The sequence below is a fragment of the Paenibacillus sp. FSL A5-0031 genome (assembly GCF_001956295.1).
Lineage (GTDB): Bacteria > Bacillota > Bacilli > Paenibacillales > Paenibacillaceae > Pristimantibacillus.
Window position 1 is genome coordinate 61,560 of record NZ_MRTD01000020.1, and the last position, 13,267, is coordinate 74,826.

The following is a 13,267-nucleotide window of genomic DNA, read 5'->3' on the forward strand; positions in this document are numbered from 1 at the left end:
TGATGTAATCAACCTATAAATTAAAAATTAAAATAGCTGCTTAATAAGTGAACAAGCAAAAACCCCGACCTCTTGTGGTCGGGGTTTCACATGGTGGAGACGAATTACATCAAAGTAAAACTACAATTCACCTCAGCGCAATGATTTGATTGCTGTGAGTAGTATGATTCCTTATATTCATTGCTTCCTAATCACTCTTTATGAAATGCGCAGCGCCTGTCTTCTCATCCACATCGTCGCGACCCACTTTTCACCTTTAATCACCGGTGTACCTGCATGCAAGGTGAAATCATTTATTTCATTATTGTTATAGAAATATTCAAAGTAAACAGCCATGCCTTTGTTAGGAAAAACTGAAATATTAAGCAGAGGGAACGCCGTTTCTCCGCCTTCCTCCACATCATTCAAATACATTATAAGCGTACTAATTCGATTGTTAGCACTTGCTCGATTTGTTTCTGCAAAGAAATCATAATGTGGCTGATACTCTTGGCCAGGGGTATATAGCAAAACTTGCAAGCCGTCGCCATGCTCAATGGGGATATTCATAATTTGAGAGAATCGTTTCTCGATTTTTGCAATCGTCTCATTCTCCTCACAAAATACTCCACTGCTCGTTCTAATTTGGTTCTCTGCACGATCTCCACTTATTTTTGAACGTTGCAATTGTTCCCTAGAATGTCTAATTAGCTCATCGCATTCCTCATCGCTAAGCACATTTCCTAGTACGACAACCAATGGCTCCTCATACTTGGCAAGAATACGAATCTCTCGATCTTCTGTCTTAATGGTATTTCCAGCATGATCAAATATCGTCCGCTCTTTCTCCGTCGTATCCCCTATCATTCTTACACAGCCCCTATGGTATGACATTCACCACAAAATACCATACCATACATTTCAAGTATTTACTTTAAAAAATCAGAAAAATCGAAACAATCAAACGGTCCACCACTTTATTGCTGCGCAGGTATATACATATTTTGTATCTCCTGTACTCCGGGCACAAATCCGAGATTAAAATAAACGGATTCAGCATCATTACCTTCCATCACATACAATCGTAAAATTGAATATTTATTTTTCAGCATACTCAAGGCCTTTTGCAACATCAGCGTCGCCAGCCCTCTCCCTCTATGAGCAGGTATTACACCGATACTATATACTGCTGCCATGTTATCTTGTAGACAAAGACGACAATTGGCAATGAGCTGACCAGAGTTTTTATCATAGATTAGTGTTGAAGCCTGAACTAATATGTCATTCGAATAATTAGGATCTTCATTTGGAATAAAATCTTCTAAAGAAAACTTTTTCCTCCTTACTGCTTCAAATCCGCCTTTAAAGCTTTCATAGTCACAATGAGCAATTTCATCTTCATTGATGAATCGCTTAGCTCCCCTTTCATTCTCTTCAATTTGGGGACTTTTAATAATTAGATTATCATCCCAGATCACTTCGAAATGATCTGTAGGACGCTGCATCCATCGGCATCTGAATTCATCCGCCCAGAAGCCTGCCCTCGCAAATAATTGAACTTGATCAGGAAGAACCTCAAAAGTCTTAATTGGCTGCGATCTGTCAGACCAATGCATTACTATTTTTTTAAGCAGCTTCAATATATTGAATGCATCATTAAAAGGAGGGATAAAAAATAAATGGTAGATTACGTTGGGCGCCATTCTTACGCCACCGATTTTATTCTCTCCCTTATAAATCCAAAATGAATTTCTTCGCGATGCGGCATAGCTTTCTTCTCTAAAAAACCCATTATATTGCATATTATAATATACAGAACAATACAATCCCCATTCTTCTGGCTCCGCCATCCGAATAGAATATTCCTTCGACAAATCATAAGTAATGGTATCCATAGACCAATTGTTTAATTGCATCCTCCATACCTCCTTGTAAATTCACAAAATAATAGAATGAAAACACAAATCATTACCGTTTGATACCTCTCCAGAAGACATTCGAGAACGACAAAAAGACTACAGATGAACATAGCTTCATCTGCAGCCTCTAATCTCCTAAGTGATCCCTATTCACAGGAATGAATTTCTTCATACCTGACATAAGTATACAATTACCGCGCACATAAGTGGTGTTAGAGTAAGGTCGTATGATATTACTATTATTCTTAATGTACGAGTTCAGCTAAATAGCAGATATGCAGATCATAACTGCGATCACATCCAATTGAGCCAAACCTCATATATTCAGTTATTTTTTCAACTGATTAAGAACAACAATAATCACGACACCATTCACTCCTATCGCATGCTTATTTGCCTATATTACCAACGAGATTGCCTATTTTCAATTTACTAAATAATTATAAAAGATCTCTACCCGTATTTTATCCTACAGATAGCAAAAACTTAACGACCTACAATCTGCCTATTGCTTCTGCCTTTCTATTTTACCAGCTACAATTTGTGGAGGATAAGATTGCATTACAACATATTCACCATTATCATTCGTTTTGGGAGTTATAGTAACTGATTCACCTATCGCCAGCTCGTTGTAGAGCAGAGTATCTTCAACAATATAATTTATTAACTCAATATCATTCTTTTTAAATGTTTCAAAGTCCATATTTTCTGCATCTTTCCAAGAGATGTCCTTCGCTACTAAGATTTTTTGCTCTTCCTTGGCAATAATGTAATTCCCCTTTTTATCGTCTGACGAGGAACTGCAACCAGCAAATACACATACGAAAATTAATAAGGCTACTCCTAATACTAACTTTTTCAACATTTTCACCCCTATTCAGTATAACCTTTAGACGAAAATGCAAGTGATATGTTACGAACGAATATAATTTTTAGCTTTTGTTTCGGTTGATTTATAACATAGAGCAGCTGCCCGAGAAAAATGTTACCTGTTTACTAAATGGGAGGTTGAATTTTAGATATTTACATTTTGGATAACATGAAAATCACTCACTTTGTATCCGTTTGTACTAGCTTTGAAAGTAATTCGAACTATATCAGAGCTAGAATCTTGTTTCGTAACTCTCCCTTCAAGTATGAACTCTTGTTGAGGAAAAGAATCGGATTTCCTCATCGGTATAATATGAGCGCCGCCAAAAAGATAGTTATCATACTCTTTTTTAAGTACATTCATAATCTTAGGACCAAGTTCGAAAATAAGAACCTCTTCATAGCTCTTATGTCGAATGTCGGCATTATATTTAGTTGGTAGTTCTTCACTGTAAGCTTCAACACGATCCATTACTGTGAAGTTAGTTACCCCAATTACCCAAATCAAAATTATACCTTTCCACCACATGAGAAATAACCTCCACTTTTTGGGTTATTTTGCTCAAAAGGTTATCGAACTATACCGCCTTTTAGCTCAATAGTTACATGGTGATCTTCTCACCTGAAGCGGCATAAAGCTGTTCAGCAGCTATAATTAGACAGCGATTTACTGAATCTGATATAGGGGTTGATGAATGTAGAACTCCCCAATACCCGTCCTCTCCCAAAATTTCGCTTATTTCAACATCATGTTCTAACCACATGAAAGTTTTTGATGTATATAAACCATCCTTAGACCGTTTAATTAACTGGACCTTGTAAAATCCGCTTGGAGATTTTATTTCTGTTATTACTTCATCCATTCTCCAGTACCCCTCATTTGCACTAACCTGATCGTTAGATTAACAACAACAAAATTACTCATCTGTTGCGTCAATCCCAATGTATATACCTTGTTTTTAAGCCCTGATTCAAAACATGCAACGTTAAATAATTCGCTTTGGCAACTTCAATATCCTTCCAGTTAAGGTGCTATCTCCTCCAATATAAATCTCCAATAGTGTAACGGTAGATTGAATTATTCCACATGCATTACGACTTACCAACCAATGTATGAGCTTATTAATTCATTATATACGTTGACACGTATATACACTTAGATGTATATTAAGTGCATGAACACAACAACTATGCAATTAACTTTACTTACACTCGCCGAGCCGAACCGCTTCAACATTGTTGAGCTGTTAAAAAAAGCACCGCGATCGGTGAGCGAGATCGTCCAAGCGCTCAATATCGGTCAGCCGCAGGTGTCTCGCCATCTACGTATTTTGAGCGAGGCTGGGTTGGTGCGCTCCCGCAACAAAGCACAACAGCGAATATATAGCCTCGAAGCAAAGCCCTTTCAGGATCTGGATGTGTGGTTTGATTCATTTAGTATCCTTTGGGAAGAGCGTCTCGATCATTTTGAGGACTACATGCTCGACTACAATAAAAAGGAGGATTAATGCTAGCCTTTTATCTCAAGCGTTATCGCAGCAATGTTCGAAATTACCAAGCCATTTGGAATAATCGATTTGACGCACTAGAAAATGATCTAAAAAGGATGAATGAAGATGCGATCAAAAACAAAAATCCATAAAAACCGGGAACTTCGTGAGCTTACCATCGAACGGATATTAGCATTGCCTCCCAAGCTTGCTTGGGAAGGTTGGACAAACCCGGAACATATTGCGCGTTGGTGGGGCCCTAAATTATGGACAACCACCGTCTATGAAATGGATGTAAGACCCGGCGGTATTTGGCGTTATAGTCTCAAATCAGATGACATTATCGGGGAAGAGGCATTCTGCAAAGCTGTTTATCAAGAGGTTACTGAACCTTTTACACTAGTATACACCGACTCGTTTACCGACAAAGACTGGAATGTCGTAGAGAACAGTGAGATGCTAACGACTGTTCTATTCGAGGAAACAACAAATGGCACAAAGCTTAGTATCGTTACACGATTCGCAAGTGCCGAGGAATTGGAAAATGCCGAAGCAATGGGTATGATTGAAGGCTTCAATGATGCATTTGACCGACTTGAAGTGTACTTAGAAACGTCAACGGGAGGACATATGGATACCGTTACTTCAAAGGATGGAACAAAGATCGCATATGAAAAGTTAGGAAATGGACCTGCAATTATTCTAATATCATCGGCCGTTGCCGACCATAGCGATGCAGCCCAGCTTGCCCAGCTGCTTGCAACTCATTACACCATTTACAACTATGATCGCCGTGGCCGCGGTCAAAGCTCTGATGTCGCGCCTTACTCCGTCCAACGTGAAGTCGAGGATATTGAGGCTCTAATCCATAAAGCCGGCGGTAACGCTTGCTTGTTCGGAAGCTCGTCCGGCGCTGTGTTAGCCCTTGAAGCAGCAAGTCGATTAGGAGACCAGGTTTCGAAGCTGTATCTTTACGAACCACCATTCATTATTAATGACAGCCGTAAACCCTTGCCTACAGAATATGTTCACCATTTGAACACGCTAAACCAAGCAGGCAGACGCAGCGAAGCGGTCGAATACTTCATGTACGAGGCTCTCGGTATTCCGGAAGAATATATTGGCTACATGAAAGCCGATCCTTCTTGGCAAGCGATGGAAAGCATGTCTCACACAATCGCCTATGATGGCATGATTATGGGTGACACGCAATACGGCAAACCGCTTCCAACCGACCGATGGAAAGTAAATGTTCCCACGTTAATTATGACAGGCGAGAACAGCGAACCGCTCTTTCACGAGTCAGCCAAAGCACTTACCGAACTGCTGCCTTTTGTTGAATCCCAAACGCTGCCCGGACAGGATCATTCGGCAGTCGTGATGGCTCCGAGCATTCTAGTGAAGACGATTGTCGATTATGACATCGTCCGAGAAGAAAAATGACGAGATTATTGCCATTAGAGAATACGAAATCAGCTAAACCACTATTGATTGCAAAACCTATTTCCTCGATGTCATCTAATGCCGCACGATTTTCTATTGTCTCTGGATTACTCTTCATCTTGATCCTGGGTTGCCTACACCTCTTAGAGCCTGAATTCGATCCGACTTGGCGTTTTATCAGCGAGTACGCATTAGGTAACTTCGGCTGGATGATGCATTTTGCATTTTTATTGCTCGCTGTAAGTCTTATAAGTGCCGGAGTTTCAATCTTCTCACAGATTCGTATCGTCTTGGGATATATCGGGCTCGTTATTCTTGGACTAAGTGTCTCAGGTATCATAATAGCAGGCATTTTTGTGACCGACCCTATATCGGTGAGCCCGGATGCTGCAACGTTCAGCGGTAAAATGCATGCCATCGGCGCCACGCTCGACTATTCGCCTGTCGCTGCCCTCTTGATCAGCTTTGCATTGGTACGCAATGAAGCTTGGAGGCCCATTCGCGGACGACTGTTAATCAGCAGCGGAATTATGTTTGTGTTAATGGCGCTATTTATAATTCAAATTCCTCAAGATGGACAGTTCACTCCCGACGTACTTGCAGGTTTATTCGGACGATTCTTAATCGTATCCTACCTTGGTTGGCTTTTGGTCGTCGGGTTCCACGTGCTCAAGCTTCGCAAGCAGAGCTTATAAAAACAGATTTGCCCTACTAGCATGAACAAAAAAACCAAAAAATCCGACCTCACGAGGTCGGATTTTTTCATGGTATTGGTGGCGAACCATGGCTGTGCAAAGCCATAATTCGCCGAAGTGTGATGCTCAAACGGTTTGATGTGTGGAATGACCAGTGGCACGTCCTCCTCACAGGCACAGCCTTACTCTTTCACCGCGCCTAGCATAATACCGGAAACAAAGTACTTTTGCAAGAAAGGATATACGATTAGCATTGGAACCATAGCTATGAAAACCTTGGCCGCATTCAGCGTTCGATTAGACAGCTCGGACAGCTTCTTATATTGTTCAGGGGTCAGATTAGTGCCAACCGGAATGTTTACGACAAGCTGCTGAATATAGGTTTGAAGCGGATATTTAGCCGCAGTATTCATTAGCACTAACCCGTTAAAAAACTCGTTCCAATGATAAACGCTAAGGAACAACGCCACTGCAGCAAGCACAGGAAAGGAGCAAGGAATATACACCCGAAACAACACTGACCAAGGACCAGCACCGTCGACTACCGCCGCCTCATTCAGCTCCTTCGGCAAGTTGCGGAAGAAGTTCATGATCAGGATCACGTCGAATACCGGCACTCCTCCGCCAAGTACTAACGCCCAAATCGAATCGATCAAATGATAGTTTTGAATAGTGAGATACCATGGAATCAGTCCTCCGTTAAACAGCATGCAAAAGACAAGAATCCACATGAAGGTATTGCGCATTTTAAAATCCCTCTTGGGCCTTGCGAGTGGGTAAGCCATTAACACCGTCATCAGCAAGGCAAAACCTGTACCGAGCACGGTGCGCTGAATGGAAATCCAGAACGCGTTAAAGAAGAGGGCGTCATTAATAATTTCCTTATACGGCGTCAAGGAGAAGCCAATGGGATAAAGCGTAACCAAGCCTGCATTAGCAGCGGATTTCTCGGAAATCGATACACAGAAGGTGTACCAAAGCGGGTAAATACAGCTAATAAGCAAAAGGCCGAGGACGACGATATTGGCAATTTCAAACGTCCGTGAGCCTAACGTTGTATTTCTGACCAATGCAGCGCCCTCCCTCAGAATACCGTGTAATCGGCATAGCGATACGCCAGACGATAGGATATGAATATCAGCACAAAGCTAATGACCGACTTGAACAAACCTGCCGCCGTCGCGAGCGAGAATTGAAGATTTTGCAAGCCCAGTCGGTACACCCATGTATCCAAAATATCTCCAGTTGAATACACAAGCGGGTTATAAAGGTTATACACTTGATCGAATCCGGCATTCAGCACGTTGCCTAGACTTAAGACGCCCAGCAAGACAACCGTGGTTGACAGTGCAGGCAACGTGACGTGCCTAATCAACTGCCAGCGATTGGCACCGTCAATGGCGGCCGCCTCATATAGATTAAGATTAATGCCCGTTAACGCCGCAAGATATATAATTGCGTTGAAACCAAATTCTTTCCACACATCCGTACCGATGATGAGCTGCCGGAATATCCCCGCATCCGCCATAAATAGTTTAGGATCGAAGCCGAACATTCCAAAAACCGTATTAACAACGCCATAATAGCCAAAAATTCCGATAACAATCGTTGACATAATAACCCACGATAGAAAGTGCGGCAGGTAAACGACAGTCTGCACCAGCTTTTTGTAGCGCATGCTGCGAAGCTCGTTCAGCAATATGGCAAAGATGAGCGGAATGAGCAGATTAAGCACGATTTTGCCGATTGCGATGATAAAGGTATTAACGATAACCGTCTTGCTGTCATTAAGCTGAAACATATACTTGAAGTTTTCGAGCCCCACCCACTCGGATTTAAGCAGCCCCGCTCCCGGATTGAAATCCTGAAAGGCCATCAGAATTCCAAACATAGGCACAATACTGAACATCACAAGCCAGACCATACCCGGCAACAGCATCAAATAATAGTGTTTCTGATGGCCTAATTTTCTCACTAAGGCTAGCCTCCCGTCTCCCTATCAGGATAACAAAGCTTGCAAAAGGCACTTAAAACCGCCAGCGCCTTCTGCAAGAGTATGCTCGGTTACTTCTTCAAGAGCTCGGCGACTTCCGCTGTGATCTCATCTCCGCCTTGAGACTTCCAGTCCTTCACGAATTTATCGAAAGAGTCGATGGACGCTTGACCAAGGATGATTTTCATAACGGTCTCATCCTCCATCTTCTTCAGGTTAGCCCATTTCGTTTCCATCGTTGAGGTTTGGTTATAGGTTACGCTAAAGACCTTTTTATCAATTGGAATTGTTGTGAACGGACGATCACCAATCATGATGGAGTACAAGCGCTGGAAGTCTCCGAAGTTAGCTGTACTGAAGTTGCTGACATTTAGATCGTCGTACGGAGGCTTAATGACGTCTTTTACCTTTTTCGCATCCGCATACATCAGCTTGTACAGGCTGTTCGGCTTATTATAATCCTCCGGATTGGTCTCGCCTTTCAGTACTTTCAGAAGCTCGGCATACTCATATTCCGTCTCATTGGCCGCGGCCATAACGTTGCGAAGAGGATACCAAGCCACATTAACCGACAAATCAAAGGTCGCTTCATCACGTACAAGCGCATTATTCATGATCATAATAGCTTTGACGACGTCCGGTTTGGCATTTTTGCTAATCACAGTGTAGGTGCTGCCCGTCGTTTTCATATGCACATTCCATTTGTTATCGTCAGAATAGACAGGATAGGCCTGCCAGTTAGCCGTCGGATCGTTTTTGAAGGAATCCCCGTTGCCATAGCCGCCATTCCACCATGGGCCGAAGAAAATTCCCGCCTGATTGGCATTAATCGGATCCCCTACGTTGTCACGGGTACCTACTTCAGGATCAATAAGCCCTTTTTTGTACCAGTCAGCCAGCAAAGCCAACGTTTTTTTCGTATTGTCCGTCGTCGTTCCGTATGTTACCGATCCGTCGCCATTGTCAAGCCAATAGCCCGGATATGCATCCATCGCGCCAAAAATCGGATCAAATCCTCCCATATTGTTAGAGGAGACGAGGAAGGTAGAATAAGGGAACGTATTCTTGGAAGGACCGGCAATACCGATCATTTTGTCTCCGCCAAGCTTGCTATCAACAAACGCTTTCGCCGTCTTTTCGACATCGGACACCGTCTTCGGCACCGGCAGCTGCAGCTTATCAAGCCAGTCCTTGCGAATCCATAAGACATGAACGCCGTCGGTATCCACCGTAATGTTCGGGAGCGAAACCATCTTGCCCTTGTAGCTGGCATTTTCCAATGCACGGCCTTCGGTGCTTGCCATGATATCCTTGACCTGTGAAGACTGATATTGCTGGAAGATGTCGGTGATATCATACAACAGTCCCGAGCTCGCCGCTTTGGTCATGAAGGAGCGGTCGTCAACGACCATACCGTCTGGCAGCTTACCCGATGCGATCGTCAAGCTGACCTTCTGCTTAAAATCGTTGCCAGTGGCCGCGGTCCAATCTACAATCACGTTGATGTTGTACTTTTCCTTAAGGTAACGCGTGTACTGGTTGTTGCTTACACTGTCGCCTTCCGGCAGCGTTTTGTCTGTCGGATCCACCACCATGCCGATGTGGACATCAACAGGGTTCGGAAATTTGGAGAAGGCCAGGTCATCTCCCGATAGTGCCGGGCTTTCAGTGTTTGAGTCTGGATTTGAAGACGCTTTCAAATTATTTGATGAATTGTTGGAAGAAGAACACGCTGTCAAACTTAGACCAAGTAATACGACGGAAAGCATCAATGCCATATTCTTTTTCATCTAATCCCTCCTCAAAAGAATGGCCAAGCAATTCTTACTTCGTAAGCAACTGCTTAGTTTCTTGCCTTCTCATTGTACATTGGAAGTTAGGAAAAAAAGTCAGACAGATGTGCCGTGTTTTGCGCCAGATACAAGGCCAAGGTAGATATTTGTTCGATCCGTTGTAGTCATTCCTCCCCCTTGTGGAACTGGGCCCGAAATTCGGAGGGTAAAAGACGGGTCTGTTCATGGAACAGCTGGGAGAAATATTTGGAGTCGTTATAGCCTACGGCATGAGCAACCCAGGCGATCGACTGATTGGTTTCGCACAGCAGACGTTCGGCCGCTCTTATTCGCTCTTGTCTTAAGTATTCATTAAACGTTGAGCCCGTCAGCTTCTTAAAGCATTGACTAAAATAACTTCGGCTCATGTGCACATGATCAGCGACGTCCTCGGCATGCAGTGTATTTGAAGCCTTCTCGCAAATGAATAATACAGCCTTTAGGATGCTGGTTGTCGTATTGGTAAAATCGGAGGATGAAGCAACCTGCGCATAAACACGTTTCCTGTAATCGCGCATCCATTCAACCGCAGACCGGACATCGTCGGCATCAGACTGGAGCTCTGCAGCGAGTAGAATTACGGGCTCAATTTGTGACAGCACACGCATAAATAACCCTTCCAGACGGCGAAAAGAAACCTTAGCTTCTATAGTCTGTTTACATAAACGCTGAAAAACCGATTCATTATAAAGCCAGTAGTGTGAGCGCCACTCCTGCTCCAGCCTGCACCACTCTTCTTCCTCCAGGTTTTGCTCAGGGCTATGCATAGACGCTGGTTGCGCAGGAGTCTTAGCAGAAAGAGGTATCATTTCTCCTGTCATTTTCTGCTGGATTCGTTTCAATATTTGCTCATCATCCTCTGATTCCAGGCGTACCTTGGAAATATAATCGAGCACACCCATGCGATAAGCCGTTTGCACAATCTCAAACTCTTCGTGAAAAGATAAAATAACAGAACGCAGATCCGGAAATCTTTGCCGAGTGACTTGAAGCAGCTCCATACCTGACATGACAGGCATCGAGAGATCTACGAATATGAGGTCCACCTCATAACTTTCCATAAACTCCAGCGCCTTCGCGCCGTTCGCCGCTTCTCCAACAACAACCATATCGTGATTGGACCAAGGCATAATCGAAATCAAACCTTTGCGCGCTAGCTTGTCATCGTCAACAATTAATACACGAATCAAATCGCTCTCTCCTTTCTATGATGGAGAAAAGGAAGGGTTAAAGTAACCGTTGTGCCTTGATTTGGAGTGCTTTCTATACTCATACGAGCTTTATAGCCATAAGATGATTCCAGCATAGACCTGACATAACGAAGTCCAATTCCCCAACCCGTCTGCTGCTGATCCGGCGTGTCGCGCTGCAGCAAAGCAAGCGTCTCAAGACTGAGCCCTTTGCCATCATCACGGATTATAATGCGCACCATCTGCGCCTTTTCATCAGCCGATATGTTGATCTCCAGCTTGCCGTTATCGTCAAGGCCATGACAGACGGCATTTTCCACAATGGGCTGTAGAATGAACCTCGCGACAGGACTATCGAGATAAACCCCTTCCGCAATATCCAGCTTCACTTCAAAATCATGCCTCATCTGCTGCAGTTCCAGATAGGTTCGCATGACCTCTATTTCCGATCTGAAGGTAGCCGTATCCTCTGATTTACCCAAGTTATAGTTCAGCAAAAAAATTAACGAGGAAACGAACTTCTCAATCTCCGCCTGCTTATGCATAACCGCCAGCCACCGTACCGAATTGAGCGTATTCATCAGAAAATGCGGGTTGATTTGGTAGGCTAGCTTCTCTATCTCCAGCTGATGACGGCGCTTTTCCTTTTGCTCCACGTCCATAATCAGCTGCTGAATTTGTCGCTTCATAATATTGAATTGATCGAGTAGCCGATCGAATTCATCGATCCCCGTATGATATTGGCTGGTACCCATATATCCCTTGCCAAACGTCCTCATTTCCTTCTCGATTAGTCGAAATGGCTTGTTAATGATCCTCCGCAATAATAGTGTGAGCATAAACATCATTAGAAGAGCAATGGCGAGAATCCAGTACATATGATTTTTCCACGTGTAGAGCTCGTGATTGTAAAAGGAGACGGGAAGCAGCAGCGTGATGCCGTAGCCGTAATCACCTGTCATTCGGTTCCATACATAACCGCCCGTCACACCCGATTGCCCGCTTAGACTGAGACGCTCGCCAGCACTAAAAGCAGTTGAATTGCTGCTATAAGTCACCAAGCCCGCCGGATCGGTGAAAACAAGCATATAGGGCATACTCAAGCTTTCTGTAAGCGAGTTCATAACGGTGGAGATATCCGACTTTGCTTCAACATAAACAACTAATTTTGTTCCGTCTGAAAATTCAACCTCCCTTGTCACCGACATAACCAGATCATCGCTGAATCGGCATAGGGATTTATGCGGGGACTGGTATTTCAGCTCACCAGTACCGGCGACACTCGGCAAAGATTGCAGCGTAAAGTCACCGCGCAGCGGCAAATTTGAATAAGAAGCATTTCCGCTTGCGGGATTATAATACATCACCAGCTCCATAGCCGGATTCGAAAAAGTAATTAATCCAATGTTGTAGGCGATATCGCGTGAAAGAAGGCGCTGACTATACGTGTCCGCGGTGGAGATATACGTCTCCATCAGGTTGCCAACTGTACCTTCCGGTGTCATCTGCTGTGTAACCTGAAGCAAGTTACTGTACATTTGATTCAACTTTGTCGTTTGCTGGTATAGATCAAAAGCCATAGAGGTCTTGATTTTATCGCGCTGCATCGTGTAGATCGCATTATAGGAAACAGACGCCATTAAGATGGCATATCCTACAAATCCAACGGTCAGAAACACCATGATTCGTTTGCGAAGAGAGGTGAAAACAAACCGATTACGCAGCATAGACACGAAGCTTATTTTCCTACTTGTAGACTTCATAGAGCGATTACCGTCCACCTCCATCACCTCACAACAAGTATGAATCAATATTCGCTGTTTTACAGGTTTATCCTTCCTTGTAGGGAGAGCGCT

Annotated in this window: 14 protein-coding genes; 4 read left to right on the top strand and 10 right to left on the bottom strand. The window is 43.6% G+C overall.

The features are described 5' to 3' along the window. Positions 1-198: 198 nt before the first annotated feature. The 5 genes from BK120_RS27520 to BK120_RS27540 form a co-directional block, all read right to left on the bottom strand. Positions 199-846, bottom strand: a complete 648-nt coding sequence (locus BK120_RS27520; RefSeq protein ID WP_076270712.1) for a 2OG-Fe(II) oxygenase — start codon at positions 844-846, stop codon at positions 199-201. Positions 847-956: 110 nt separating this feature from the next. Continuing rightward, positions 957-1,895 (bottom strand): GNAT family N-acetyltransferase, encoded by a 939-nt coding sequence (locus BK120_RS27525; RefSeq protein ID WP_076270713.1) that lies wholly within the window; start codon positions 1,893-1,895, stop codon positions 957-959. A 508-nt stretch (positions 1,896-2,403) separates the two neighbouring features. Next, on the bottom strand, positions 2,404-2,763 hold the full coding sequence (locus BK120_RS27530) for a hypothetical protein (protein ID WP_076270714.1): 360 nt from the start codon (positions 2,761-2,763) through the stop codon (positions 2,404-2,406). 150 nt (positions 2,764-2,913) lie between these two features. After that, positions 2,914-3,297 carry a DUF3888 domain-containing protein gene (locus BK120_RS27535; RefSeq protein ID WP_076270715.1) on the bottom strand — a complete coding sequence of 128 codons (384 nt, stop codon included), beginning with the start codon at positions 3,295-3,297 and terminating at the stop codon, positions 2,914-2,916. Positions 3,298-3,370: 73 nt separating this feature from the next. After that, a complete protein-coding gene (locus tag BK120_RS27540; RefSeq protein WP_076270716.1) occupies positions 3,371-3,631 on the bottom strand; it encodes a hypothetical protein in 261 nt (86 codons plus the stop codon). 312 nt (positions 3,632-3,943) lie between these two features. Between BK120_RS27540 and BK120_RS27545 the strand changes: the two genes are divergently transcribed. The 4 genes from BK120_RS27545 (at position 3,944) to BK120_RS27560 (ending at position 6,396) form a co-directional block, all read left to right on the top strand. Next, positions 3,944-4,276, top strand: a complete 333-nt coding sequence (locus BK120_RS27545; RefSeq protein ID WP_083682541.1) for an ArsR/SmtB family transcription factor — start codon at positions 3,944-3,946, stop codon at positions 4,274-4,276. Then, a complete protein-coding gene (locus tag BK120_RS36145; protein ID WP_256711041.1) occupies positions 4,276-4,410 on the top strand; it encodes a hypothetical protein in 135 nt (44 codons plus the stop codon). The genes BK120_RS27545 and BK120_RS36145 overlap by 1 nt, the downstream gene beginning before the upstream one ends. Then, positions 4,385-5,701: an alpha/beta fold hydrolase gene (locus tag BK120_RS36150; RefSeq protein WP_256711042.1), complete on the top strand. Its 1,317-nt coding sequence runs from the start codon at positions 4,385-4,387 to the stop codon at positions 5,699-5,701. Before BK120_RS36145 ends, BK120_RS36150 begins: the two co-directional genes overlap by 26 nt. Before the next feature lie 68 nt (positions 5,702-5,769). Further along, positions 5,770-6,396, top strand: a complete 627-nt coding sequence (locus BK120_RS27560) for a DUF998 domain-containing protein (protein WP_076270771.1) — start codon at positions 5,770-5,772, stop codon at positions 6,394-6,396. 182 nt (positions 6,397-6,578) lie between these two features. On the opposite strand, the gene BK120_RS27565 is transcribed toward BK120_RS27560, so the two are convergent. From BK120_RS27565 to BK120_RS27585, 5 genes are all read right to left on the bottom strand, one after another. Further along, the gene (locus BK120_RS27565) at positions 6,579-7,466 is read right to left on the bottom strand and encodes a carbohydrate ABC transporter permease (RefSeq protein WP_076270717.1); all 888 of its coding nucleotides are present in this window, start codon (positions 7,464-7,466) and stop codon (positions 6,579-6,581) included. 14 nt (positions 7,467-7,480) lie between these two features. Then, positions 7,481-8,371 carry an ABC transporter permease gene (locus BK120_RS27570; protein ID WP_076270718.1) on the bottom strand — a complete coding sequence of 297 codons (891 nt, stop codon included), beginning with the start codon at positions 8,369-8,371 and terminating at the stop codon, positions 7,481-7,483. A gap of 89 nt (positions 8,372-8,460) precedes the next feature. Next, positions 8,461-10,179 carry an extracellular solute-binding protein gene (locus tag BK120_RS27575; protein WP_076270719.1) on the bottom strand — a complete coding sequence of 573 codons (1,719 nt, stop codon included), beginning with the start codon at positions 10,177-10,179 and terminating at the stop codon, positions 8,461-8,463. Positions 10,180-10,346: 167 nt separating this feature from the next. Next, the gene (locus BK120_RS27580) at positions 10,347-11,411 is read right to left on the bottom strand and encodes a helix-turn-helix domain-containing protein (RefSeq protein WP_076270720.1); all 1,065 of its coding nucleotides are present in this window, start codon (positions 11,409-11,411) and stop codon (positions 10,347-10,349) included. After that, on the bottom strand, positions 11,408-13,192 hold the full coding sequence (locus tag BK120_RS27585; protein ID WP_179089909.1) for a sensor histidine kinase: 1,785 nt from the start codon (positions 13,190-13,192) through the stop codon (positions 11,408-11,410). Before BK120_RS27585 ends, BK120_RS27580 begins: the two co-directional genes overlap by 4 nt. Positions 13,193-13,267: the final 75 nt, after the last annotated feature.

What these genes read in the sequence shown, in the direction of transcription:
- BK120_RS27520 (WP_076270712.1), bottom strand. Translation starts at nt 846, where the DNA reads ATGATAGGGGATACGACGGAGAAAGAGCGGACGATATTTGATCATGCT.
- BK120_RS27525 (WP_076270713.1), bottom strand. Translation starts at nt 1,895, where the DNA reads ATGCAATTAAACAATTGGTCTATGGATACCATTACTTATGATTTGTCG.
- BK120_RS27530 (WP_076270714.1), bottom strand. Translation starts at nt 2,763, where the DNA reads ATGTTGAAAAAGTTAGTATTAGGAGTAGCCTTATTAATTTTCGTATGT.
- BK120_RS27535 (WP_076270715.1), bottom strand. Translation starts at nt 3,297, where the DNA reads ATGTGGTGGAAAGGTATAATTTTGATTTGGGTAATTGGGGTAACTAAC.
- BK120_RS27540 (WP_076270716.1), bottom strand. Translation starts at nt 3,631, where the DNA reads ATGGATGAAGTAATAACAGAAATAAAATCTCCAAGCGGATTTTACAAG.
- BK120_RS27545 (WP_083682541.1), top strand. Translation starts at nt 3,944, where the DNA reads ATGAACACAACAACTATGCAATTAACTTTACTTACACTCGCCGAGCCG.
- BK120_RS36145 (WP_256711041.1), top strand. Translation starts at nt 4,276, where the DNA reads ATGCTAGCCTTTTATCTCAAGCGTTATCGCAGCAATGTTCGAAATTAC.
- BK120_RS36150 (WP_256711042.1), top strand. Translation starts at nt 4,385, where the DNA reads ATGCGATCAAAAACAAAAATCCATAAAAACCGGGAACTTCGTGAGCTT.
- BK120_RS27560 (WP_076270771.1), top strand. Translation starts at nt 5,770, where the DNA reads ATGTCATCTAATGCCGCACGATTTTCTATTGTCTCTGGATTACTCTTC.
- BK120_RS27575 (WP_076270719.1), bottom strand. Translation starts at nt 10,179, where the DNA reads ATGAAAAAGAATATGGCATTGATGCTTTCCGTCGTATTACTTGGTCTA.